The organism is Kitasatospora sp. NPDC032121 (assembly GCF_055580145.1).
This window is the reverse complement of record NZ_JBVILX010000004.1, coordinates 126,974-151,057: the sequence shown is the minus strand read 5'-3', so window position 1 is coordinate 151,057 and position 24,084 is coordinate 126,974. Positions and strand designations below refer to the sequence as shown.

The 24,084-nt window shown below is 71.1% G+C and carries 24 protein-coding genes; 23 read left to right on the top strand and 1 reads right to left on the bottom strand.

Annotation, left to right across the window (positions count from 1 at the left end; translation table 11 throughout):
• Positions 1-10 precede the first annotated feature (10 nt).
• The 21 genes from thrB (at position 11) to ACZ5OX_RS14575 (ending at position 21,320) form a co-directional block, all read left to right on the top strand.
• Positions 11-949 (top strand): homoserine kinase, encoded by a 939-nt coding sequence (gene thrB, locus ACZ5OX_RS14675; protein WP_465630210.1) that lies wholly within the window; start codon positions 11-13, stop codon positions 947-949.
• Between the two features lie 603 nt (positions 950-1,552).
• Positions 1,553-3,652, top strand: a complete 2,100-nt coding sequence (rho, locus tag ACZ5OX_RS14670; protein WP_465630209.1) for a transcription termination factor Rho — start codon at positions 1,553-1,555, stop codon at positions 3,650-3,652.
• 140 nt (positions 3,653-3,792) lie between these two features.
• Entirely contained in the window at positions 3,793-4,908 is a 1,116-nt protein-coding gene (locus tag ACZ5OX_RS14665) for an LCP family protein (protein WP_465630208.1), read from the top strand.
• Positions 4,909-5,068: 160 nt separating this feature from the next.
• The gene (rpmE, locus tag ACZ5OX_RS14660) at positions 5,069-5,290 is read left to right on the top strand and encodes a 50S ribosomal protein L31 (protein WP_030057539.1); all 222 of its coding nucleotides are present in this window, start codon (positions 5,069-5,071) and stop codon (positions 5,288-5,290) included.
• A gap of 147 nt (positions 5,291-5,437) precedes the next feature.
• Complete coding sequence (prfA, locus tag ACZ5OX_RS14655; RefSeq protein WP_465630207.1) at positions 5,438-6,514, top strand: peptide chain release factor 1; 1,077 nt, start codon at positions 5,438-5,440, stop codon at positions 6,512-6,514.
• A gap of 58 nt (positions 6,515-6,572) precedes the next feature.
• Positions 6,573-7,439 carry a peptide chain release factor N(5)-glutamine methyltransferase gene (gene prmC, locus ACZ5OX_RS14650; protein WP_360346986.1) on the top strand — a complete coding sequence of 289 codons (867 nt, stop codon included), beginning with the start codon at positions 6,573-6,575 and terminating at the stop codon, positions 7,437-7,439.
• 116 nt (positions 7,440-7,555) lie between these two features.
• Positions 7,556-8,203, top strand: a complete 648-nt coding sequence (locus tag ACZ5OX_RS14645; protein WP_392873119.1) for an L-threonylcarbamoyladenylate synthase — start codon at positions 7,556-7,558, stop codon at positions 8,201-8,203.
• A 32-nt stretch (positions 8,204-8,235) separates the two neighbouring features.
• Entirely contained in the window at positions 8,236-8,877 is a 642-nt protein-coding gene (locus tag ACZ5OX_RS14640) for an arsenate reductase/protein-tyrosine-phosphatase family protein (protein WP_392874204.1), read from the top strand.
• Positions 8,878-9,045: 168 nt separating this feature from the next.
• Positions 9,046-10,326, top strand: a complete 1,281-nt coding sequence (locus ACZ5OX_RS14635; RefSeq protein ID WP_465630206.1) for a serine hydroxymethyltransferase — start codon at positions 9,046-9,048, stop codon at positions 10,324-10,326.
• A gap of 172 nt (positions 10,327-10,498) precedes the next feature.
• Complete coding sequence (locus ACZ5OX_RS14630; RefSeq protein ID WP_465630205.1) at positions 10,499-11,788, top strand: MraY family glycosyltransferase; 1,290 nt, start codon at positions 10,499-10,501, stop codon at positions 11,786-11,788.
• A 296-nt stretch (positions 11,789-12,084) separates the two neighbouring features.
• Positions 12,085-12,528, top strand: a complete 444-nt coding sequence (locus tag ACZ5OX_RS14625; protein WP_392913608.1) for a hypothetical protein — start codon at positions 12,085-12,087, stop codon at positions 12,526-12,528.
• Between the two features lie 267 nt (positions 12,529-12,795).
• Positions 12,796-13,626 (top strand): F0F1 ATP synthase subunit A, encoded by an 831-nt coding sequence (gene atpB, locus ACZ5OX_RS14620; protein WP_449791587.1) that lies wholly within the window; start codon positions 12,796-12,798, stop codon positions 13,624-13,626.
• Positions 13,627-13,716: 90 nt separating this feature from the next.
• Entirely contained in the window at positions 13,717-13,953 is a 237-nt protein-coding gene (gene atpE / locus ACZ5OX_RS14615) for an ATP synthase F0 subunit C (protein ID WP_031074289.1), read from the top strand.
• A gap of 41 nt (positions 13,954-13,994) precedes the next feature.
• The gene (locus tag ACZ5OX_RS14610; protein ID WP_359830931.1) at positions 13,995-14,549 is read left to right on the top strand and encodes a F0F1 ATP synthase subunit B; all 555 of its coding nucleotides are present in this window, start codon (positions 13,995-13,997) and stop codon (positions 14,547-14,549) included.
• A complete protein-coding gene (locus tag ACZ5OX_RS14605; protein WP_359830929.1) occupies positions 14,546-15,361 on the top strand; it encodes a F0F1 ATP synthase subunit delta in 816 nt (271 codons plus the stop codon). The genes ACZ5OX_RS14610 and ACZ5OX_RS14605 overlap by 4 nt, the downstream gene beginning before the upstream one ends.
• A gap of 156 nt (positions 15,362-15,517) precedes the next feature.
• A complete protein-coding gene (gene atpA / locus ACZ5OX_RS14600; RefSeq protein ID WP_359830927.1) occupies positions 15,518-17,092 on the top strand; it encodes a F0F1 ATP synthase subunit alpha in 1,575 nt (524 codons plus the stop codon).
• Between the two features lie 32 nt (positions 17,093-17,124).
• The gene (locus tag ACZ5OX_RS14595; RefSeq protein ID WP_465630204.1) at positions 17,125-18,039 is read left to right on the top strand and encodes a F0F1 ATP synthase subunit gamma; all 915 of its coding nucleotides are present in this window, start codon (positions 17,125-17,127) and stop codon (positions 18,037-18,039) included.
• 2 nt (positions 18,040-18,041) lie between these two features.
• The gene (atpD, locus tag ACZ5OX_RS14590) at positions 18,042-19,487 is read left to right on the top strand and encodes a F0F1 ATP synthase subunit beta (protein WP_465630203.1); all 1,446 of its coding nucleotides are present in this window, start codon (positions 18,042-18,044) and stop codon (positions 19,485-19,487) included.
• Between the two features lie 186 nt (positions 19,488-19,673).
• Complete coding sequence (locus ACZ5OX_RS14585; RefSeq protein WP_030057524.1) at positions 19,674-20,057, top strand: F0F1 ATP synthase subunit epsilon; 384 nt, start codon at positions 19,674-19,676, stop codon at positions 20,055-20,057.
• A gap of 148 nt (positions 20,058-20,205) precedes the next feature.
• A complete protein-coding gene (locus tag ACZ5OX_RS14580) occupies positions 20,206-20,706 on the top strand; it encodes a DUF2550 domain-containing protein (RefSeq protein WP_030057523.1) in 501 nt (166 codons plus the stop codon).
• 41 nt (positions 20,707-20,747) lie between these two features.
• The gene (locus ACZ5OX_RS14575) at positions 20,748-21,320 is read left to right on the top strand and encodes a cob(I)yrinic acid a,c-diamide adenosyltransferase (RefSeq protein WP_392873091.1); all 573 of its coding nucleotides are present in this window, start codon (positions 20,748-20,750) and stop codon (positions 21,318-21,320) included.
• 12 nt (positions 21,321-21,332) lie between these two features.
• Here the strand turns inward: ACZ5OX_RS14575 and ACZ5OX_RS14570 are convergent, their stop codons facing one another.
• Positions 21,333-21,926 (bottom strand): hypothetical protein, encoded by a 594-nt coding sequence (locus tag ACZ5OX_RS14570; RefSeq protein ID WP_465630202.1) that lies wholly within the window; start codon positions 21,924-21,926, stop codon positions 21,333-21,335.
• Between the two features lie 155 nt (positions 21,927-22,081).
• Here ACZ5OX_RS14570 and ACZ5OX_RS14565 point away from each other — a divergent pair, with 155 nt between their 5' ends.
• Both ACZ5OX_RS14565 and ACZ5OX_RS14560 read left to right on the top strand, forming a co-directional pair.
• Positions 22,082-23,290 carry a sensor histidine kinase gene (locus tag ACZ5OX_RS14565; RefSeq protein ID WP_465630201.1) on the top strand — a complete coding sequence of 403 codons (1,209 nt, stop codon included), beginning with the start codon at positions 22,082-22,084 and terminating at the stop codon, positions 23,288-23,290.
• Positions 23,287-23,937: a response regulator gene (locus ACZ5OX_RS14560; RefSeq protein WP_392873082.1), complete on the top strand. Its 651-nt coding sequence runs from the start codon at positions 23,287-23,289 to the stop codon at positions 23,935-23,937. The genes ACZ5OX_RS14565 and ACZ5OX_RS14560 overlap by 4 nt, the downstream gene beginning before the upstream one ends.
• Positions 23,938-24,084 lie beyond the last annotated feature (147 nt).

Sequence of the window (24,084 nt, the reverse complement as noted above, 5' to 3'; positions counted from 1 at the left end):
AGTCCACCGCATGGCCGGTCCCGCGTTCCGTGCCGCCGCCGTCCGGGTCAGGGTTCCCGCGACCAGCGCCAACCTCGGCCCGGGCTTCGACGCCTTCGGGCTCGCGCTGGGTCTGTACGACGACGTGGTCGTCCGGGTCGCCGACTCCGGCCTCTCCGTCGACATCGCCGGTGAGGGCGCCGACACGCTGCCACGCGACGAGCGCCACCTGCTGGTCCGCTCGATGCGCGCCGCCTTCGACCGGCTCGGCGGCCAGCCACGGGGCCTCGAAGTGGTCTGCGCCAACCGGATACCGCACGGCCGCGGCCTCGGCTCCTCCTCGGCCGCCATCTGCGCCGGCATCGTGGCCGCCCGCGCCGTCACCATCGGCGGCCCGTCCGCGCTGGACGACGACGCGCTGCTGGCCCTCGCCTCCGAGCTGGAGGGCCATCCCGACAACGTCGCGGCCTGCCTGCGCGGCAACTTCACCATCGCCTGGACCGACGAGGAGTCGGCCAAGGCGATCGCGCTGGAGCCGTCCGAGCGGGTCGTCCCGGTGGTGTTCGTGCCGGCCGGCGAGGTGCTCACCGAGACCGCGCGCGGGCTGCTGCCGAAGACCGTCCCGCTCGCCGACGCGGCCGTCAACGCCGGCCGCTCCGCACTGCTGGTGGAGGCGCTGACCCGGCGCCCCGAACTGCTCCTCGCCGCCACCGAGGACCGGCTGCACCAGGACTACCGCGCCTCCGCCATGCCGGACAGCGCCGCCCTGGTCGGCGCGCTGCGAGCCGAGGGCGTCCCCGCGGTCATCTCCGGGGCCGGCCCGACCGTCCTGGCGCTCACCGACGAGGCGGGCGCCGACAAGGTGCTCGCCTTCGCCGGGCACCACGGCCACGGCGGGGACCCGGCGTTCGCCGCGCACCGCCTGGACGTCGACCGCACCGGGGCCGCCGTGCTCCCGCTGGACGTCTGAGCAGCACGAACGGGCCGCTCGGGGCCCGGCACCGGCGTCCTGCCGAGCCGGGTCCGGCGGACACGATTGGCAACCGCAAGGCTGGGGAATGTCTGAGGGGGTCGGTAGTGTTAACCTCATTGCTGCACCAGGTGCCCTCCGGGGCTAGGTGCGCCGCGTCCCGATCCCAGCGCTCCACGGCAGTGGAGTCCCGGCGATGCACGGGGCGACGATTCTCCGGGAGCCCACCGCAGCGCGTACGCAGCCTGCCTGCGCGACATGCGGCCGCATCCCGAAGCCGTGACGGCACCTGACTCCCACCCGCGGCCTCCCACCTAGAGGCCAGGACGGGCGGAGCGCGGGCCACCGTCACGCGACGGGGGCCCGGGATTCGCAGGGAGCGTGGGGGTTACGCCCTCAGGGGAGGTCGACACACGACCGGCCCACGCGCCACTCAGCACCACCGTGCTTCATGCACCGCACCTCGTACGTAGCTCTCCCTCGACGGGCTCCCGCCATTCGAGGGACCACCGCCTCGGACCGACGCAGTCGAGCGTTGGTCAGGACAGCACAACCGGTCGCCGAGCCAGACAGGCCGACGTCCGCTCCAGGGAAGGACCCTTAGTGAGCGACTCCACCGATCTGATGGGCGCGCGCCCGGACGCCGACGCGTCGGACGCAGCCGCCGCCCCCGCTGCCCCGGCGCGGCGCCGCCGCAGTGCCGCCGCGGGCCTGGACGGCATGGTCCTGGCCGAGCTCCAGAAGCTCGCCGCGGACCTTGGCATCACCGGTACCGGACGCATGCGCAAGAGCCAGCTGATCGAGACCATCAAGGAGAAGAGCGGCGGGGACCCGCTGCTCGCCGCCGGTGGCACCGCCCCGGCCGCCAAGCGCACCGCCGCCAAGGCGGACGCCGAGGCCCCGGCCGAGAAGCCGGCCCGCCGCGCCAAGGCCGCCGCCAAGGCCGAGGCCCCGGCCGCCGCCGAGCCGCAGGCCCAGATCGAGATCCCGGTCCAGGCCGCCGCCGAGACCGCCGCGCCGGCCCGTACCGAGCGCACCCGCCGCCGCGCCACCTCGGCCGCCGGCGCGCCCGGCGCCCCGGCCGCGGAGACCGCCGCCGAGGCCACCGTCGCCGTCGCCGAGTCGAAGCAGGCCGAGGCCCGCCCGGCCGAGACCCGCGGCTTCGAGGGTCGCGAGGACGGCCGCGAGAGCCGTCGCGACCGCCGTGAGCGCCGTGAGCGCCGCGAGGGCGGCGAGCGCACGGAGCGCACCGAGCGCACCGACCGCCAGGAGGGCGGCGAGGCCCAGGACGGCGAGGGCCGCGAGTCCCGCCGCGACCGCCGCAGCCGCCGCGAGCGCGCCGACCGCCAGTCCCAGCAGGGCGGCGGCCAGCAGCAGGCCGGCCAGGGCGAGCAGCAGGGCCGCCAGGCCCCGCAGGCCCAGCAGCCGCAGGCCCAGCAGGGCGGCTACGAGGACGACGAGTTCGGCGAGGGCCGCCGTGGCCGCCGCGGGCGCTACCGCGACCGCCGTGGCCGCCGCGGCCGCGAGGGCTTCGAGGCCGGCACCGTCGAGCCGCAGATCGGCGAGGACGACGTCCTGATCCCGGTCGCGGGCATCCTCGACATCCTCGACAACTACGCGTTCGTGCGCACCTCCGGCTACCTCCCGGGCCAGAACGACGTCTACGTCTCGCTCGCCCAGGTCCGCAAGAACGGCCTGCGCAAGGGTGACGCCATCACCGGTGCGGTGCGCCAGCCGCGCGAGGGCGAGCGCCGCGAGAAGTTCAACGCCATGGTGCGGCTGGACTCCGTCAACGGCATGGACCCGGAGAGCGGCCGCGGCCGCCCCGAGTTCAACAAGCTCACCCCGCTGTACCCGCAGGAGCGGCTGCGCCTGGAGACCGACCCGGGCGTGCTGACCACCCGGATCATCGACCTGGTGTCGCCGATCGGCAAGGGCCAGCGCGGTCTGATCGTCGCGCCGCCGAAGACCGGCAAGACCATGGTGCTCCAGGCGGTCGCCAACGCGATCACCCACAACAACCCCGAGTGCCACCTGATGGTCGTCCTGGTCGACGAGCGTCCGGAAGAGGTCACCGACATGCAGCGGTCGGTGAAGGGCGAGGTCATCTCCTCGACCTTCGACCGCCCGGCCGAGGACCACACCACCGTCGCCGAGCTGGCCATCGAGCGCGCCAAGCGCCTGGTCGAGCTGGGCCACGACGTGGTCATCCTGCTGGACTCGATCACCCGCCTCGGCCGCGCCTACAACCTGGCGGCGCCGGCCTCCGGCCGCATCCTGTCCGGTGGTGTCGACTCGACCGCGCTGTACCCGCCGAAGAAGTTCTTCGGTGCCGCGCGCAACATCGAGAACGGCGGCTCGCTGACCATCCTGGCCACCGCGCTGGTCGAGACCGGCTCGCGCATGGACGAGGTGATCTTCGAGGAGTTCAAGGGCACCGGCAACATGGAGCTCAAGCTCGACCGGAAGCTCTCGGACAAGCGCATCTTCCCGGCCGTCGACGTGGACGCCTCCAGCACCCGCAAGGAGGAGATCCTGCTCGGCAGCGAGGAGTTGGCCATCGTCTGGAAGCTGCGCCGGGTGCTGCACGCGCTCGACTCGCAGCAGGCGATCGAGCTGCTCCTGGACAAGATGAAGCAGACCAAGAGCAACGCCGAGTTCCTGATGCAGATCGCCAAGACCACCCCCGGCTCCGGCGACTGACCGTAGCCGGACGGCTGTCGAAGCACGGAACCCCGGATCGCGCGAGCGGTCCGGGGTTCCGCGCGTCCGGGCCGCTTTGTTCCAGACTCGGGACAACTTGAGACCGTTTGGATCATGTTGTCCGATTTACTCTGGGCCGTATGGCCGAACACAAGAGGGTTACGAGTCGCCGCCGCAGGCTCCTGCGGACGGCCGCCTGCGCGTTCGCCGCGTTCGTCGTCGGCGGCGCCCTCCTCGGCTACTTCAGACTCGACGGCAACATCAAGAGCGTCGACATCGACGGCGGGCTCGGCGGCGCCCGGCCGCCGGCCGCCACCGACGGCTCCTTCAACATCCTGGTGCTCGGCTCCGATTCGCGCGGCGGCGACAACGGCTCGATGGCCGGCGGCGACACCGGCGCCACCGCCCGCTCGGACACCGCCATGGTGGTGCACATCAACCAGGACCACTCCCGCGCCCAGATCGTCTCGATCCCGCGCGACACCCTGGTCACCCGCCCCGACTGCACCGACCCGAGCGGCCGGACGGCGCCCGGCGCCAAGCGCGCGATGTACAACAGCGCCTTCGAGACCGGCGGCGCGGTCTGCGCGGTCAAGACCACCGAGCAGCTCACCGGGCTGCGGATGGACCACTACCTGCAGGTCGACTTCGTCGGCTTCGCCCGGGTCGTGGACGCGATAGGCGGGGCCACCGTGACCACCACGGTGGCCATCCACGACAAGGACAGCGGGCTCGACCTGCCGCCCGGCGAGCACCGCCTGAACGGACAGCAGGCGCTGGCCTTCGTGCGCACCCGGCACGGCGTCGGCGACGGCAGCGACCTCGGCCGGATCGAGCTCCAGAAGCAGATGGTGAAGTCGCTGCTGCAGCAGATCGGGGGGAGCGGGATGCTCACAAACCCGGTCAAGCTGTGGTCCGTCGGCGACACCGTGACCAAGAGCATCACCACCGACTCCGCGCTCGGCTCGGTGAACTCGCTGGTGGGGCTCGCCCAGGAGCTCAAGGGGATAGGCCCGGACCAGCTGAGCATGGTCACCCTGCCGGTGGAGAGCGCCCCCGGCGACCAGAACCGGGTGGTCCCGCAGCAGCCGGCGGCCGGGCAGGTCTGGACGGCGCTCAGGGCCGACCAGCCGTTCCCGCCGGCGGTCGTCGCCGCGCAGCCGGAGAACCCCGCCCAGGCGGCCCCCACGGCCACGCCGTCGGCCCCGGCGCGGACCACGGGGAAGCCGGGCGCGAAGGCCACCACCACGCCCTGACGGGCACCGCCGCCGGGCGCGCGGGGGGCCCGGAATATCCCGGAACGCGACCCGGTTTGGGAAGATGCGGCCGGTCCTGGCAGACTGGTCCGTCGGTCCCGGTTCACGTGCGGCGCTCCAGCCGCCGACCCGGTGCCCTCCCGAAACCTAGGAGAACCCCTTGAAGCCCAACGTTCACCCCGAGTACGTGGTCACGCGCGTGACCTGCACCTGTGGCGCCGAGTTCACCACCCGCTCGACCGAGACCAGTGGCGAGATCCGCGCCGAGGTCTGCTCGCAGTGCCACCCGTTCTACACCGGCAAGCAGAAGATCCTCGACACCGGTGGCCGCGTGGCCCGCTTCGAGGCCCGCTTCGGCAAGCAGCACAGCGCGAAGGCCTAGCGCTCCCTCGGCGCCGGTTCCCGGCGTCCCCGTACTCGTTGTCGGGGGCGCTTGGGGGCCGGCGCCGTTCGCGTCCCCCGCGAGTGCGCGCCCCCGCAAGTCCCCACCCCCCACACGTTTCCGAGTCCCCGGGAAGAAGGCCACCCCATGTTCGAGGCAGTCGAAGAGCTCCTCGTCGAGCACGCCGACCTCGAGACGAGGCTGGCCGACCCGTCCGTCCACGCGGACCAGAACAACGCCCGCAAGCTGGCCAAGCGCTATGCCGAGCTGACCCCGATCACCCGGGTCTACCGGCAGTGGCGGCAGGCCGGCGAGGACATCGAGGCCGCGCGCGAACTCGCGGCCGAGGACCCGGAGTTCCTCTCCGAGGTGAAGGACTCCGAGGCGCGCCGCGACGAGCTGACCGAGGAACTGCGGCTGCTGCTCGTCCCGCGCGACCCGAGCGACGACAAGGACGTCATCCTGGAGATCAAGGCGGGCGAGGGCGGCGAGGAGTCCGCGCTGTTCGCCGGAGACCTGCTCCGGATGTACCTGCGCTACGCCGAGCGGATCGGCTGGAAGACCGAGATCATCGACTCCAACGAGTCCGACCTCGGCGGCTACAAGGACGTCTCGGTGGCCGTGAAGACCAAGGGCAACACCGAGCCCGGCCAGGGCGTCTGGGCCCGGCTGAAGTACGAGGGCGGCGTGCACCGCGTGCAGCGTGTCCCCGCCACCGAGTCGCAGGGCCGCATCCACACCTCCGCGGCGGGCGTGCTGGTCACCCCCGAGGCGGAGGAGGTCGAGGTCGAGATCCTCGCCAACGACCTGCGGATCGACGTCTACCGGTCCTCCGGCCCCGGCGGCCAGTCGGTCAACACCACCGACTCCGCGGTCCGGATCACCCACCTGCCGACCGGTATCGTGGCGTCCTGCCAGAACGAGAAGAGCCAGCTCCAGAACAAGGAGCAGGCGATGCGCATCCTGCGTTCGCGGCTGCTGGCCGCCGCGCAGGAGGAGGCCGAGCGGGAGGCCTCGGACGCGCGCCGCAGCCAGGTCCGCACGGTGGACCGCTCCGAGCGGATCCGCACGTACAACTACCCCGAGAACCGCATCTCGGACCACCGCACCGGATTCAAGGCGTACAACCTGGACCAGGTCCTGGACGGCGACCTGAACGCGGTGATCCAGTCCTGCGTCGACAAGGACGCGGCGGCCAAGCTCGCCGCGGCCCAAGAGAACTGAGACCGGCGCGCCCCAGCCCGCGTTTCGCCCGGAGCCGGAGAGACAAGAGGTCGTACGGATGAACCTGCTGCTCGCCGAGGTGGCCCAGGCCACCCAGCGGTTGGCCGCGGCCGGCGTGCCGTCGCCGCGCTTCGACGCGGAGGAGCTCGCCGCCTACGTCCACAACGTCAAGCGCAGCCAGCTGCACACGGTGAAGGACGCCGACTTCGACGCCCGCTACTGGGAGGCGGTCTCCCGCCGCGAGGCGCGCGAACCGCTCCAGCACATCACCGGGCGGGCGTTCTTCCGCTACCTCGAACTGGAGGTCGGCCCCGGGGTGTTCGTGCCCCGGCCGGAGACCGAGACGGTCGTCGAGTGGGCGATAGACGCGGTGCGCGACATGGACGTGGCCGAGCCGCTGGTGGTGGACCTGTGCTCCGGCTCCGGCGCGATCGCGCTCGCCCTGGCCCAGGAACTCCCGCGCTCGACCGTGCACGCCTTCGAACTGGACGAGGGCGCGCTGGAGTACACCCGGCGCAACATCGAGGCCAGCCCCGACCGCGCCCGGGTCACCCTGCACGCCGGTGACGCCACCAAGGCCTTCGAGGACGACCGCTCCTGGGACGGCCGCTTCGACCTGGTCATCTCCAACCCGCCGTACATCCCGCTCACCGAGTGGGAGTACGTCGCGCCGGAGGCCCGCGACCACGACCCGCAGATGTCGCTGTTCTCCGGCGAGGACGGCCTGGACACCATCCGCGGCATCGAGCGCGTCGCGGCCCGCCTGCTGCGCCCGGGCGGCGCGGTGGTGATCGAGCACGCCGACCAGCAGGGCGGCCAGGTGCCGTGGATCTTCAACGAGGAACACGGCTGGACGGACACCGCCGACCACCGGGACCTGAACAACCGGCCGCGCTTCACGACCGCCCGAAGGGTCGGGTCGTGAACAGTCGAGCACCGTACGACCGCCCGAAGGGTCGGGTCGTGAACGCCAAGCACCGTACGACTGCTCGTAAGGCCGTGCTGTAACGCCATGAGCCACTCCGGAAGGGGACCGCACCGATGAGCCGCCGTTACGACTGTGCCGACGCCGGGGACCGCGCCACCGGTCTGCGCGAGGCCGCCTCGGCCATCCGCCGCGGCGAACTCGTCGTGCTGCCCACCGACACCCTGTACGGGGTCGGTGCGGACGCCTTCTCCCCGGAGGCCGTCGGCGAGCTGATGGCCACCCGCGGTCGCGGCCGCAACACGCCCTCCCCGGTGCTGGTCGGCTCGCCGACCACCCTGCACGGCCTGGTCACCGACTTCTCCGAGCAGGCCTGGGAGCTGGTCGACGCCTTCTGGCCCGGCGGGCTCACCCTGGTCGCCCGGCACCAGCCCTCGCTGCGCTGGGACCTCGGCGACACCCGCGGCACCGTCGCGGTCCGGATGCCGCTGCACCCGGTCGCCATCGAGCTGCTGAACGCCACCGGCCCGATGGCCGTCTCCAGCGCCAACCGGATCGGCGGGGCCTCCCCGCTGACCTGCGACGAGGCGCAGGCCCAGCTCGGCGACGCGATCTCGGTCTACCTGGACGGCGGGCCGGCCGTGGACTCCGCCACCTCGTCGATCGTCGACGTCACCGGCAAGGTCCCGGTCCTGCTGCGGGCCGGTGCGATCAGCGTCGAGCAGCTGAGGGAGGTCGTCCCCGACCTGGAGGCCGGCAGTTGACGCCCACCGCCTCGCTCCACTCCGGGCCGGGCATGGCGCCGTACCTGAGTGTGGGCCCCAGGCCGCTGGACCACTTCCGGATCCTGTTCGTCTGCACCGGGAACATCTGCCGCTCGCCGATCGCCGAGCGGCTGACCCGGCGTGAGCTGGACACCCGGCTGAGCCCCCGGGTGGCCGGGCGGATCCTGGTCGAGAGCGCCGGCACCTGGGGCCACGTGGGCGCGCCGATGGAGGACCACGCCGCGACCGTGCTGGACGAGTACGGCGCCGACAGCGGTGGCTTCACCGGCCGCGAGCTGCTGGACGAGCACGTGGTCGAGGCCGACCTGGTGCTCACCGCGACGCTGGACCACCGGGCCCAGGTGATCTCGATGGGCCACGAGGCGGGCCTGCGCACCTTCACGCTGAAGGAGTTCACCCGCCTGGTGCGGACGATAGACCCGGGCACCCTGCCGGACCCCCGGCGCGGCGCCGACGTGACCGAGCGGGCCCGCGCGCTGGTCCGGGCGGCCGCCGCGCTGCGCGGCTGGCTGCTGGCCGCCACCCCGGAGTCGGACGAGCTGGACGACCCGTACGGGGCGCCGATCGGCATGTTCCGCAACTGCGGCGAGGAGATATTCCACGCGGTCGACCCGGTGGTCACCGCGCTCACCGGCGTCCCCGCGCCGCGCTGACGCCCCCGGGCCCCGTCGTCGACGGGCCCCGGACGCGGGCGCAGGACGCGGGCCCCGGACGCGGGCCCCGGCGCCGAATGGGTCGTCCGGCCGCGGCTCGGCGGGCCGGGCGGCGACGACGGTCCTACGCTGGGTGACACAGTCCCCGCAGCGCCCGGGAGCCCCGCCATGACCGTCACTGATGCCGCGACCGGCCCGACCTCGACGACCGGGCGCCCCCGGGTGTCCGAGGCGCTGCACCGCGCCGATCCGCAGCTGGCCGACCTGCTGGCCGCGGAGGCCGAGCGGCGCGCCGAAACGATCCAGCTGCTGGCGGGGGAGAACCTGACCAGCCCGGCCGTCCTGGCGGCGCTCACCGGCCCGCTGATCGACAAGTACGCCGAGGGCTACCCGGGCCGCCGGCACCACACCGGCTGCGCGCTGGCGGACGCCGCCGAGCTGCTGGCGATCGACCGGGCCCGCGAGCTGTTCGCCGCCCCGCACGCCAACGTCCAGCCCCGGTCGGCGACTTCGGCGATGCTGGCGGCGTACGCGGCGCTGCTGCGGCCCGGTGACGGGGTGCTGGCGATGTCGCTGGAACACGGTGGCCACCTCAGCTGCGGCTCGCGCGCCAACTTCTCCGGCCGCTGGTTCGACTTCACCGGCTACGGCGTGCGCGAGGACGACGGGCTGATCGACCTGGACCAGGTCCGCGACCTGGCCCGGCAGCACCGCCCCAAGGCCGTCGTGGCGGGCTCGATCTCCCACCCCCGGCACCCGGACTGGGCGGCGTTCCGGGAGATCGCCGACGAGGTGGACGCCTACCTGGTCGCCACCGTCGCCCAGACCACCGGGCTGATCGCGGCCGGGGTGGCGCCCTCCCCGGTGCCGTACGCGGACGTCACCGTCGCGGCCACCCACAAGCTGCTGCGCGGTCCGCGCGGCGGGCTGCTGCTGTGCACCGCGGAGCTGGCCGAGCGGATCGACCGGGCGGTGTTCCCGTTCAGCCAGGGCGGCGCGGCGATGAACGAGGTGGCCGGCAAGGCGGTGGCCCTGGCGGAGGCCTCCCGGCCCGAATACCGGGCGTACGCGCAGCGGGCGGTGTCCGGGGCGCGGGTGCTCGCCGCGGGGCTCGCAGAGGCCGGTATGCGCCCTCTGACGGGCGGGACCGACACCCACCTGGTGACCGCCGACGTCAGCCCGCTCGGCATCAGCGGCGCGGAGGCCGAGCGCCGCTGCGCGGCGGCCGGGCTGCTGCTGGGCAAGTGCGCGCTGCCGTACGACCCGGCGCCGCCCGCCGAGACCTCCGGCATCCGGCTGGGCACGGGCACGGTGACCAGCCAGGGGATGGGGGAGCCGGAACTGGCCGAGATCGCCGGGCTGATCGCGCGGGTGCTCGCCGGCGGCGCCGTCGCCCCGGTCGCGGCGCGGGTGCGGGAGCTGGCGCCGGCCTTCGCCGGCCGGGCCTGACGGAGCGCTCGCGCGGGCATTCGAAACTCCTACCCGGGAGGGCGAACCGCGATGCGTGGTCCCGGCGTCCGACTCAATAAGGTGTGTGCCGTGGCGACGCACCTCGAACCCCGGGAAGGCAGGGGAGTACCTTCGGTACTTCCCCGTTCGACAGTGATGCAGGAGGCCAGTGGTGCGTGAGTATCTGCTGGTGCTGTTCTGCACCGCCGCCGTCACCTACCTGCTGACCGGCCCGGTCCGGAAGTTCGCCATCGCCGCCGGTGCCATGCCCCCGGTGCGCGCCCGCGACGTGCACCGCGAGCCCACGCCGCGGCTCGGCGGCATCGCGATGTTCGGCGGACTCTGCGCGGGCATCCTGGTCGCCTCCCAGCTCGACAACCTGAGCAAGGTGTTCTCGCAGGGCACCGACATCCGCGCGCTGCTGTCCGGCGCCGGGATCATGTTCCTGCTCGGGGTGCTCGACGACAAGTGGGGCGTGGACGCGCTGGTGAAGCTCGGCGGCCAGATGATCGCCGCCGGTGTGATGGTCTGGCAGGGCGTCACGGTGATCACCCTCCCGGTGCCCGGTTCCGGCCCGGTCTCGGTGACCCCGACCCAGGGCATGATCATCTCGGTCACCCTGGTCGTCGTCATGGTCAACGCGGTGAACTTCATCGACGGCCTGGACGGCCTGGCCGGCGGCATGGTCTGCATCGCCGCGATGGCGTTCTTCCTGTACAGCTATCGCCTCTGGTACGGCTACACGATCTCCGACGCGGCCCCCGCCGTGCTGTTCAGCGTGCTGCTGATCGGCATGTGCCTGGGCTTCCTGGCGCACAACATGCACCCCGCGCGGATCTTCATGGGCGACTCCGGCTCGATGATGCTGGGCCTGATGCTGGCCGTCGCCGCGATCTCCATCACCGGCCGGGTCGACCCGGACCTGATCAGCAACGAGGCCGGTTCGCAGACCGCCGCCGTGCACGCCCTGGTGCCGATCTACATCCCGCTGCTGCTGCCGCTGACGGTCATCGCGCTGCCGCTGGCCGACCTGCTGCTCGCGGTGGTGCGCCGCACCTGGGCCGGCCAGTCCCCGTTCGCCGCGGACAAGCGCCACCTGCACCACCGGCTGCTCCAGGTCGGCCACTCGCACAGCCGCGCCGTACTGATCATGTACTTCTGGGCCGCGCTGATCGCCTTCGGCTCGGTGGCCTTCTCGGTGACCAACACCGGCCGCACCGTCGTCCTGACGCTCGCCGGCCTCTGCCTGGTCGGCCTGGTCGTGCTGCTCACCCCGTGGTTCCGGCCGCGCGCCCCGCGGGCGGTGCAGTCCTTCCTCCCCCCGCGCTACCGCCGGCACCAGAGCGGTCCGATGGCCGAACTGTCGGCGAAGGACAAGCAACTCCTCGGTGAAGCCGGGAGGGACCCGGCCGTGGGCTCCACCGCGGTCGGCCACCAGGGCGAGGCCAGCGGCCGCCGCTGACAAGGGAGTTGATGTGCGGTCAGCTGCCGTTCACCCGAATGGCGGAGCCGTTGCGCCGTTGGTGTGACAGGTGCCACACATTCATGGTAAAGCTCTCATCAAATAGTTTGTGATACCGTTCACGAGTACCGAGAACACGCCGAAAGACCTCACAGGTGGATGACTTCCGTCCCTGTCGGTCTCCCTCACCGGGCCCGCTTCTCCCTGGCGGCCCGCGGCGATGGCTCGGTCCGGTGTCACCCGCCACCGCTGTGCCCGTCCCCCCGCCACATCGACATGCCGCCGGAGCTGCCGACATGCCGTCCACCGACGCCCGGATCCTCCGAGGCGCCGCGATTCCCACTGCGGTCGCCGGGATCATCGCCATGGCGATCTCCTTCGCAGTCGCCGGTGGGAAGGGGCTGCTCGGCGCCCTGTTCGGCGCGCTCCTCGTGATGGCCTTCTTCACCTTCGGTCAGATCGCGCTCGACCGGCTGACCAGGTCGAACCCGCAGATCATGATGGCCGCGGCGCTGCTGGTGTACACCACGCAGATCCTGCTGGTCGGCATCGTGCTCGCGGTCTTCAAGGACACCGAACTCTTCAACCGGCAGGCGTTCGCCTTCACCCTGCTCGGCTGCGCCCTGATCTGGACGGGCTTCCAGGTGCGCGGCGCGCTCAAGGCCAAGACCTTCTACGTCGACCCCGACGCCTCCGAAAAGAAGGGCGACAAGCCCTCCGACAAGGGGCGTCAACAGTGACGAGGCCCAACTGTCCCCCCAATGAGGGGGGCGGTGTTTATGCCGCGCTGACGGGCTGCTATCGTCCGTCGCAACAACGGAGTACGGGAAGAGGCCTGGTCTGTCCGGAGAGCGGACGGATCGCCCCCCTGATCCGCGCAGTCTTCGATGATCCCGCTGTGGTGCAGTGCACCGGCGCGCGGGGTCGGCGAGAAACCCATCAAGTTCCAGTGCCGCTCCGTGGCCGCAGGCCACGCCGACACACCGAGGTTGCCGTATCCATGCGTCATGACGAAGGAGTCCGTGGTGAGTGCTGAACTCACGCCCCTCGCCTCAGGCAGTTGCCACTTCGGGGACGCTGGCTGCGGCTTCCCGGCCCCGGGTCTGAACGAGTTCCAGTTCAAGCCGATCTTCACGATCGGCAGCATCGAGTTCAACAAGCCGATGCTGCTGTCGATCATCGTCGCGCTCCTGGTCGTGGTGTTCTTCTGGGCGGCGTTCGCCAAGCCGCGCCTGGTTCCCGGCAAGCTGCAGCTGGTAGGCGAGATCGGGTACGACTTCGTCAAGCGCTCCATCGTGCTGGAGACGATCGGCAAGAAGGGCGAGAAGTACGTCCCGATGCTCGTCTCGATGTTCTTCTTCATCTGGTTGATGAACATCATGTCGATCATCCCGTTCGCGCAGTTCCCGGTGACGGCGGCGATCGCGTTCCCGGCCGGCCTCGCGGCGGTCGTGTGGATCACCTACATGACGCTGACCTTCAAGAAGCACGGCTTCGTCGGCGGTCTGAAGAACCTCTGCTGGCCGTCGGGCATCCCCGGCTGGGTCATGTTCATCCTGGTGCCGATCGAGTTCTTCTCGAACATCTTCGTGCGCCCCTTCACGCTCGCGGTCCGAGCCTTCGCGAACATGTTCGCCGGCCACCTGCTGATCGTGATGTTCTCCATCGCCTCCTGGTACCTGCTCAGCCCGTCCCTGGGCGCGCTGTACGGCTCGGCCTCGTTCATCGTCGCCGTCGGCCTGACCGCCTTCGAGCTGCTGGTCCAGTTCCTGCAGGCCTACATCTTCGTGATGCTGGCCAGCAGCTACATCGCCGGTGCCCTGGAAGAGGCGCACTGAGCCCCGGGGCCACCGCCCCGCCGAGAACCACCTTCCGATCGCCCGGTGGCCAATCACCACCGGTTCACCACCCTGCAAAGGACAACGTCAATGAGCATCCTCGCTGAGGGCACTGTCTACGGTTCCGTCGCCTCCCTGGGCTACGGCCTCGCCGCCATCGGCCCCGGCATCGGCGTCGGTCTGATCTTCGGTAACGGTGTCCAGGCCATGGCCCGCCAGCCCGAGGCTGCCGGTCTCATCCGTTCCAACATGTTCATCGGCTTCGCGCTGACCGAGGCGCTCGCCCTCATCGGCATCGTCATGCCGTTCGTCTTCGGCAACAAGTAATCCCGCCGTAGACCCTTTCTGAGGAAGGTCCAGATATGAGCATGGCGATCGTCCAGCTCGCGTCCGAGGAGAAGATGAACCCTCTCCTCCCCGCGTGGCCCGAGATCATCATCGGCCTGCTCTGCTTCTTCATCGTCTTCGGTCTGCTCGGCAAGAAGCTCCTCCCCAGCATCGAGAAGGTGCTGTCGGAGCGCCGGGACGCGATCGAGGGCGGGATGGAGCGCGCCGAGGCCGCCCAGGCAGAGGCCCAGGCCCTGCTTGAGCAGTACCGCGCCGAGCTCGCCGAGGCGCGCCACGAGGCTGCCCGCATCGTCGAGCAGGCTCGCGAGCAGGGTGCCGCCCAGCTCGCCGAGATGCGCGAGGAGGGCCAGCGCCAGCGCGAGGCCATCGTCGCCGCCGGTCACGCCCAGATCGAGGCGGACAAGAAGCAGGCCACTGCCGCCCTGCGTCAGGACGTGGGCTCGCTGGCCACCCAGCTGGCGTCCCGCATCGTGGGTGAGTCCCTCGAGGACCACACCCGGCAGAGCGGCGTCATCGACCGCTTCCTGGACGAGCTGGAGGCCAAGGCCGCCGTTGCTCAGGGTGCGGCCAAGTGATCGGCGCCAGCCGCGAGGCCCTCGCCGCCGGCCGGCAGAACCTCGAGAGCCTGACCGACTCCACCTCGGTGGACGCGGCCAAGCTCGCCGAGGAGCTCACCGCCGTCACGGCCGTGCTGGACCGTGAGGTGTCGCTGCGCCGCGTCCTGACCGACCCGTCCCGGTCGGGCCAGGACAAGGCCCAGCTGGTCACCTCGCTGCTGACGGGTCAGGTCTCCGGCGAGGCCGTCGACCTGGTCTCCGGTCTGGTCCGCTCCCGCTGGTCGGGCTCGCGCGACCTGGTGGACGCGACCGAGGAGCTCGCCGCCTACGCGGAGATCATCGCCGCGGACAAGGCCGGCGCCCTGGACGACGTCGAGGACGAGCTCTTCCGCTTCGGTCGGGTGGTGAGCGGCTCGCACGAGCTGCGTGCCGCGCTGACCGAGCCGAAGGCCGGTGCCGTCGCGAAGGCCGAGCTGATCAAGAAGCTGCTCGGCGGCCGCGCCAACGCCGGCACCGTCCGGCTGGTCACCGCCCTCGTCAACGTGCCGCGTGGCCGTAGCCTGGAGCAGGGCCTCGAGTCCTACTCGAAGCTCGCCGCCGCGCGTCGCGGCCGCGTGGTGGCCCTGGTCACCACCGCGGTGCCGCTGTCGGACACCCAGAAGGAGCGCCTGTCCGGTGCTCTGGCCCGGATGTACGGCCGCCAGGTCCACCTGAACATCGACGTCGACCCCGAGGTCGTCGGCGGCGTCCGGGTGCAGATCGGCGACGAGATCATCAACGGCACCGTGTCGAGCCGCCTCGAGGGCGCTCGCCAGTCGCTCGAAGGCTGAGCACCGAAGCAGCACATCCGACCCTCGGTCGGGAAACCGGCTCCCCAAGGAGCCGGCAAATCGTACGGCCGGTTCGCAAGACCCGGCCGAGAGTCGAATACTTGCGGCCCTCAATGGCGGGCCGAGGATCGCAAACTAGGAGAGCAGGGAAGCCTGATGGCGGAGCTTACGATCCGTCCGGAGGAGATCCGGGACGCGCTGGCCGACTTTGTCCAGTCGTACCAGCCGGACGCCGCTTCTGTGGAAGAGGTCGGCACGGTCACTGACGCGGCGGACGGCATCGCGCATGTCGAGGGCCTGCCCTCGGTCATGGCGAACGAGCTGCTGAAGTTCGAGGACGGCACGCTCGGCCTCGCGCTGAACCTCGACACCCGCGAGATCGGTGTCGTCGTCCTCGGTGAGTTCGGCGGCATCGAAGAGGGCCAGACCGTGCGCCGCACCGGCGAGGTCCTCTCGGTTCCGGTCGGCGACGGCTACCTCGGCCGCGTCGTGGACCCGCTGGGCAACCCGATCGACGGCCTCGGCGACATCGCCGCCACCGGTCGCCGCGCCCTGGAGCTGCAGGCCCCCGGCGTCATGGCCCGCAAGTCGGTCAAGCAGCCGCTGCAGACCGGCATCAAGGCCATCGACGCGATGACCCCGATCGGCCGCGGCCAGCGCCAGCTGATCATCGGTGACCGCCAGACCGGCAAGACCGCGGTGGCCGTCGACACGATCATCAACCAGCGCGACAACTGGCGCTCGGGCGACCCGGAGAAGCAGGTCCGCTGCATCTACGTCGCCGTGGGCCAGAAGGGCTCCACCATCGCGTCCGTCCGCGGCGCCCTGGAGGAGGCCGGCGCGCTGGAGTACACCACCATCGTGGCCGCTCCCGCCTCCGACCCGGCCGGCTTCAAGTACCTCGCCCCGTACACCGGTTCGGCCATCGGCCAGGAGTGGATGTACGACGGCAAGCACGTCCTGATCATCTTCGACGACCTGTCGAAGCAGGCCGAGGCCTACCGTTCCGTCTCCCTGCTGCTGCGCCGCCCGCCGGGCCGCGAGGCCTACCCGGGTGACGTCTTCTACCTGCACTCCCGTCTGCTGGAGCGCTGCGCCAAGCTGAACGACGCCCTGGGCGGCGGCTCGATGACCGGTCTGCCGATCATCGAGACCAAGGCCAACGACGTCTCGGCGTACATCCCGACCAACGTCATCTCCATCACCGACGGCCAGTGCTTCCTGGAGTCCGACCTGTTCAACGCCGGCATCCGCCCGGCCGTGAACGTCGGCATCTCGGTCTCCCGCGTCGGTGGCTCCGCCCAGATCAAGGCCATGCGCTCGGTCGCCGGCCGCCTGCGTCTGGACCTCGCCCAGTACCGCGAGCTGGAGGCCTTCGCCGCCTTCGGTTCCGACCTGGACGCGGCCTCCAAGGCCCAGCTGGAGCGCGGTGCGCGCATGGTCGAGCTGCTGAAGCAGGGCCAGTACCAGCCGTTCCCGGTCGAGGAGCAGGTCGTCTCCATCTGGGCCGGCACCAACGGCAAGCTGGACGACGTCCCGGTCGCCGAGATCCGCCGCTTCGAGCGCGAGTTCCTGGACCACGTCCGCCTGCAGCACAAGGACCTGCTCGCCGGCATCGTCGAGACCGGTCTGCTGGCCGACGGCACCGTCGACGCGCTGACCAGCGCGATCGATGCCTTCAAGCAGGGTTACCAGACGGCTGACGGCAAGCTGCTCTCCGAGCAGGCCTGAGTCCGGTAGCGAGGGAAAGGACGTAACGACCCATGGGAGCACAGCTTCGGGTCTACAAGCGCCGGATCCGCTCTGTCACCGCGACGAAGAAGATCACCAAGGCGATGGAGATGATCTCCGCGTCGCGCATCGTCAAGGCGCAGCGCGCGGTGGCCGCCTCCACTCCGTACGCCGACGAGCTCACCCGGGCGGTGACGGCGGTGGCCACCCGGTCCAACGCCAAGCACCCGCTCACCACCGAGAACCCGAACGCCAAGCGCGCGGCGGTCCTGCTGATCACGGCGGACCGCGGCCTGGCCGGCGGCTACTCGACCAACGCCATCAAGGCCTCGCAGGTGCTCGCCGAGCGCCTGAAGGCCGAGGGCAAGGACGTGGTGACGTACATCATCGGCCGCAAGGGCGTCTCGTACTACACGTTCCGCGGTCTGGCGATCGCGGGCTCGTGGACGGGATTCTCGGACAAGCCGACGTACGGTGACGCGAAGACGGTGGCGGCCGACCTGATCGAGGCCTTCACGGCCGAGACGGGCGGCGTGGACGAGCTCCACCTGGTTTCCACCGAGTTCGTGTCGATGCTGACGCAGAACGCGGTCGAGGCGCGGCTGCTGCCGCTGAAGCTGGACGAGGTCCAGCTCAGCGACCAGAAGCCGGCCAAGGCGGAGATCTTCCCGCTGTACGACTTCGAGCCGTCGGCGGAGGGCGTCCTGGACGCGCTGCTGCCGCGGTACGTCGAGAGCCGGATCTACAACGCGCTGCTGCAGTCGGCCGCTTCCGAGCACGCCGCCCGCCGCCGTGCGATGAAGAGCGCGACGGACAACGCCGGCGAGCTCATCAAGTCGCTCACGCGGCTTGCCAACTCGGCCCGTCAGGCCGAGATCACCCAGGAAATCAGCGAGATCGTCGGTGGCGCCAACGCGCTCGCTGACGCGAGCCGCGGGAGCGAATGAGTATGACCACCACTGTTGAGCCGACCACGGCGACGGGCCGCGTCGCGCGGGTCATCGGCCCGGTCGTCGACGTGGAGTTCCCCGTCGACGCGATTCCGGACATGTACAACGCCCTGCACGTCGAGGTGGACAACCCCGACGGCACGGGCAAGAAGACCCTGACCCTCGAGGTCGCCCAGCACCTCGGCGACGGCATGGTCCGCGGCATCTCGATGCAGCCGACCGACGGCCTGGTCCGTGGTTCGCAGGTCACCGACACCGGTGCCGCGATCTCCGTCCCGGTCGGCCAGATCACCAAGGGCAAGGTCTTCAACGCCCTCGGCGACGTGCTGAACGTCGACAAGGACGAGTTCGAGTCGCAGGTCCAGGTCCGCTGGCCGATCCACCGCAAGGCCCCGGAGTTCAAGGACCTCGAGTCCAAGACCGAGATGTTCGAGACGGGCATCAAGGTCATCGACCTGCTCACCCCGTACGTCACCGGTGGCAAGATCGGTCTGTTCGGTGGTGCCGGTGTCGGCAAGACCGTTCTGATCCAGGAGATGATCTACCGCGTCGCCGAGAACTTCGGTGGTGTGTCGGTGTTCGCCGGTGTCGGCGAGCGCACCCGTGAGGGCAACGACCTCATCGACGAGATGGTCGACTCGGGCGTTCTGGACAAGACCGCGCTGGTCTTCGGCCAGATGGACGAGCCGCCGGGCACCCGTCTGCGCGTCGCGCTGTCCGCGCTGACCATGGCGGAGTACTTCCGTGACGTCGAGAAGCAGGACGTGCTCCTCTTCATCGACAACATCTTCCGGTTCACCCAGGCCGGTTCCGAGGTGTCGACCCTGCTCGGCCGCATGCCCTCCGCGGTGGGCTACCAGCCGAACCTGGCCGACGAGATGGGCCTCCTGCAGGAGCGCATCACCTCGACCCGCGGTCACTCGATCACCTCGATGCAGGCGATCTACGTCCCCGCGGACGACCTGACCGACCCGGCGCCGGCCACCACCTTCGCCCACCTGGACGCGACCACCGTTCTGTCGCGCCCGATCTCGGAGAAGGGCATCTACCCGGCCGTCGACCCGCTGGACTCCACGTCCCGCATCCTCGACCCGCGGTACATCGCGCAGAACCACTACGACACGGCCATCCGTATCAAGGGGATCCTGCAGAAGTACAAGGACCTCCAGGACATCATCGCGATCCTCGGCATCGACGAGCTGTCCGAAGAGGACAAGATCACGGTGCACCGTGCCCGTCGCATCGAGCGCTTCCTCTCGCAGAACACCTACGTGGCGAAGCAGTTCACCGGCGTCGAGGGTTCGACCGTGCCGCTGTCGGAGACCATCGAGGCCTTCAACGCGATCGCGGACGGCAAGTACGACTCCGTTCCGGAGCAGGCCTTCTTCATGTGCGGTGGCATCGAGGACCTCGAGAAGAACGCCGCCGAGCTGGCGAAGAAGTAATCGCGGCCGGTAGCAGCTGTGCGTGACCGTGAGGGGTGGCCCCCGAGCCTGGGGACCACCCCTCACGTCGCATCGGCTGTGATTCCGGTCAAATCCGTGCCGCCGGTTTCATGCCGGAGGCGCGGGGCCGTTATTCTTACCGAAACTCCCGAGTAATCGGGCGTTGCATGAGCCTAGGAGCCCACGTTGGCTGAGCTGCACGTCGAGCTGGTCGCAGCCGACCGCAAGGTGTGGTCCGGTGCGGCCACCATCGTCGTCGCCCGTACGGCCTCCGGTGACACCGGCATCATGCCGGGCCACACCCCGGTGCTGAGCGTGCTGGAGACCGGTCCCGTCACCATCCGCACGGTGGACGGCGGCACCGTGATCGCCGCGGTGCACGGCGGCTTCATCTCCTTCGCCGACAACAAGCTGTCTCTGCTCGCGGAGATCGCCGAACTGGCGGACGAGATCGATGTCGCGCGTGCCGAGCGCGCACTGGAGAAGGCCAAGTCGGACCTGGACGAGCACGCCGAGCGGCGCGCCGAGGTCCGTCTGTTCGCGGCGCGCGGCCTCAAGGCCCACGCCTGAGTGCGCCGGACCCCGGCTTAGCGGGGTCGACCGACGGTCCCGGGGACGCGTGAGCGTGACCCCGGGACTGTCGTCGTAGTTGGTAGGTCAGCGCGGTCGCTTGATACGACCGCTACGGGGAACGCGGGTAGCGAGGAGGTAGGTGAGCATGGTCCTCGCGCTTGTGGTGTGTGCGGCGGTCGTGGCCCTGGGAGTGATCGGGCTGATGGCCTTCGCCGTCCGGCGCCGCCTGATCCAGCGGGTCGGCGGCACCTTCGACTGCAGCTACCGACTCAAAATGCCTGCCGACGCCTCGACGCAGCCCGACCTCGACGAGAACGGCAAACCCACCTCGGCCCCGGTCCCCCCGACCGACGGCAAGGGGTGGGTTTTTGGTATCGGCCGCTACAGCGGTGACTCGATCGAGTGGTTCCGGGTCTTCTCGTACGCCCCGCGCCCGCGCAAGGTGCTTCCGCGCCGGGAGATCGAGGTGCTCGGCCGGCGCTACCCGGAGGGCCAGGAGGAGCTGGCCCTGCTCTCCGGATCGGTGGTGCTGCGCTGCCTGCACAACGGGGCGCCGCTGGAGCTGGCGATGAGCGAGGACGCGCTGACCGGCTTCCTGGCCTGGCTGGAGGCGGCCCCGCCGGGGCAGAGAGTCAATGTCGCGTAGTGCGGGTTAACGCCGCCTAACCCGGCCGCTACCCTGGCCGCATGGTCAATCTGACGCGCATCTACACCCGTACCGGCGACGACGGCACCACGGCGCTCGGCGACATGAGCCGGACCACCAAGACCGACCCGAGGCTGATCGCGTACGCGGACGCCAACGAGGCCAACGCCGCCATCGGGGTGGCGCTGGCCGTCGGCGAGCTGCCGGAGGACATCACGGCGGTGCTCGTCCGGGTCCAGAACGACCTGTTCGACGTCGGCGCCGACCTGTCCACCCCGGTGGTGGAGGACCCGAAGTACCCGCCGCTGCGGGTGCTGCAGTCCTACGTCGACCGGCTGGAGGCGGACTGCGACGAGTACCTGGCGCGGGTGGAGAAGCTGCGCAGCTTCATCCTGCCCGGCGGCACGCCCGGGGCGGCCCACCTCCACCTGGCCTGCACGGTGGTGCGGCGGGCCGAGCGCTCGACCTGGGCGGCGATCGCGGAGCACGGCGACAGCGTCAACCCGCTGACCGCGAAGTACCTCAACCGGCTGTCCGACCTGCTGTTCATCCTGGCCCGGGTGGCCAACAAGGAGCGCGGCGACGTGCTCTGGGTGCCGGGCGAGAACCGCTAGGAGCCGGCCGCCTCAGAGCCGGTCGGCCGGGGTCTTCTCCTTGACCACCCGGCCGTTCTCGACCAGGACGCCGGCCGGCGGCTCCTTGGGCCAGAGCGAGTAGCAGCCGGCCACGACCACGTTGACGACGGCCGCGATGCCCAGCTTGAGGTACCACTGGAGGAAGGTGCCGAAGTGGGCGGCGCCCGCGGAGAGCGGGACGAGCAGGGTGATCAGGCCGAGCGTGATCGCGGCCGACACGACGGTCCGGCCGGCGATCTGCCACTCGTACCTGGTCCGCTCCGGCCCGTACTTCGGTGAGGGCAGCGGCTTGGGGCCACCGGCGAAGCGGTGCTGGAAGTGCCGGTCGGCCCAGCGCACCAGCGAGGGGCCGTAGCCGATCGAGAAGCCCGCGTAGCTCGCGGCCAGGGCGTGCGTCCAGCTCGCGGTGGCGCCGCCGCGCAGGTCGAGGACGGTGAGGGCGTACAGGGTGAGGTCCACCACCGGCAGGCCGACCAGCAGCGCGGTGCTGGTGCGGCGCCACCGGAGCAGGTAGCGGGTGGCGAGGCCGAGGCCGAGCAGGATCCAGAAGGAGATCTCGGCCGCGACGATGAGGGTGACGATCACGTTCTGCTCCCGGACGTTGCGTGGTGCTCCCAGCCTCGTGCGCGGGCGCGCCGGTGTCGTCGTCGCGTGGTGCCGTCCGGGCCTGCATCCTTCGATGTAGCGGGCTCCTCCGTGGACCGGAGCCGGGTGGGGCGCGGGAGTGGTGAGATGGGAACGTGCCGCTCCCCTTCCCCGCCCTGTCCCCGCGCCGGCAGGACCAGCTGATCGCCCTGTTCGGGCTGCTCGGCGGCTCGGTGCTGATCGTCTTCAAGGCGTACGACCAGGCCGACCGGGTGCCGCCCTGGGTGGTGCTGCCGCCGCTGCTGGTGATGGCGGGGCTGGAGCTGGTCCGGCGGACCAGGCCGGTGCTGGCGGTGTCGCTCGGCGGGTTGGTCTTCGCGGGGAGCGTGTTCGCCGGCAACCTGGTGGCCACGCTGATCATGTACACCGATCTGCTGTACGCGGCGGTGATCTACGGCAGCCCGCGGATGTCCCGGATACTGCACCTGACCGGCGGGGCCACCGTGCTGGCGCTCTCCACGCTGGCGGCGATCTACGGCGGCACCTCCCTCGCGCTGCTGGTGGTGGTGGTCAGCTCGCTGGTCTTCCTGGGGCCGGTGTGGACCGGCGACGTGGTGCGCAAGCACCGGCAGGAGGCGGAGGCCGAGCGGCTGCGGGCGGAACAGACCGCGCTGCTCTCGGAGATGGACCGGCGCGAGGCGATCGGCGCCGAACGGGCGCGGATGGCACGGGAGTTGCACGACGTGGTGGCCAACCACCTGTCGGCGATCGCGATCCACGCCACCGGCGCGCAGTCGGTGGCCAGGCGGCGCCGGCTGGCCGAGGACGACCCACTGGTGGAGGTGCTGGCGGTGATCCGGGAGAACAGCGTCCAGGGATTGGCCGAAATGCGTCGCATGATCGGACTGCTCCGGGACAGCGGTGGGGGAGAGGTGGACGAGTCGTACGCGGCGCCCGACCTGGCCGCGGTGGACGCCCTGGTGGCCAAGGCCCGGGCGGCGGGCCACGACGTCGGGCTGGACTTCGAGCTGGACGAGCGCGGCGAGCGCGGCGAACTCCCGGTGCCGGTCGGGCTGGCCGCGTACCGGATCGTCCAGGAGTCGCTGACCAACGCGCTCAAGCACGCCGGGCCCGGACTGGTCAGTCTGCGGCTGGAGTTCGCGTCCGAGGAACTCCGGATCGCCGTCGACAGTCCCTACCGGGCCGGGCCGGGCCGCGAACTGCCCGGCGCCCGGGCCGGGCTGGTGGGCATGGCGGAGCGGACCGGGCTGCTCGGCGGCAGCTTCGAGGCCGGGCCGAAGGACGGGTACTGGAGCGTGCGCGCGGTGCTGCCGCGCGCCCACGGGAACGAGGGGCGGGCATGACGATCCGGGTGCTGGTGGCCGAGGACCAGGCGGCGGTACGGGCGGCGCTGGTGATGATCCTGCGCGCCGAGCCGGAGTTCGAGGTGGTCGGGCAGGCCGCCGACGGCGAGGAGGCCGTCCGGCTGGCGCTGGAGCTACGGCCCGACGTGGTGCTGATGGACGTGCAGATGCCCCGGCTGGACGGCGTCTCGGCGACCCGGGAGGTGGTCGCCGCCGGGGCCGGCCAGGTGCTCGTGCTGACCACCTTCGACCTGGACGAGTACGTCTACGGCGCGCTGCGGGCCGGCGCGTCCGGGTTCCTGCTCAAGGACCTGGAGGCGGACACCCTGATCGAGGGCATCCGCACGGTGGCGCGCGGGGACGGGATGCTGGCGCCCTCGGTGACCAGGCGGCTGATCGGGGCCTTCGCCCGCCCGGAGCGGCCGGTCGGGCCGGAGGCCAGGGCCGCGGTGGGGGCGCTGACCGGCCGTGAGCGGGAGGTGCTGGCCTGCATCGGGGCCGGGATGTCCAACGGGGAGATCGCGGCCCGGCTGGTGATGGCGGAGGCGACCACCAAGACGCACGTCAGCCGCATCCTGGCGAAGCTGCGGCTGCGCAGCCGGGTGCAGGCAGCGATCCTGGCCCAGGACCTCGGGATGACCGTCTGACGGTCTGACCGTACGGCCGTCCGTCCGCCCGGCCGTCCGAGCGCCTGACCAGGTCGGTTGCAGATCACACTCTCGATTGCTACTGCACCGGGGATTTGGGCATTAGAGTCCCGGAAACGAGCGACGCGGCTCGCCGGCGGTGACCCC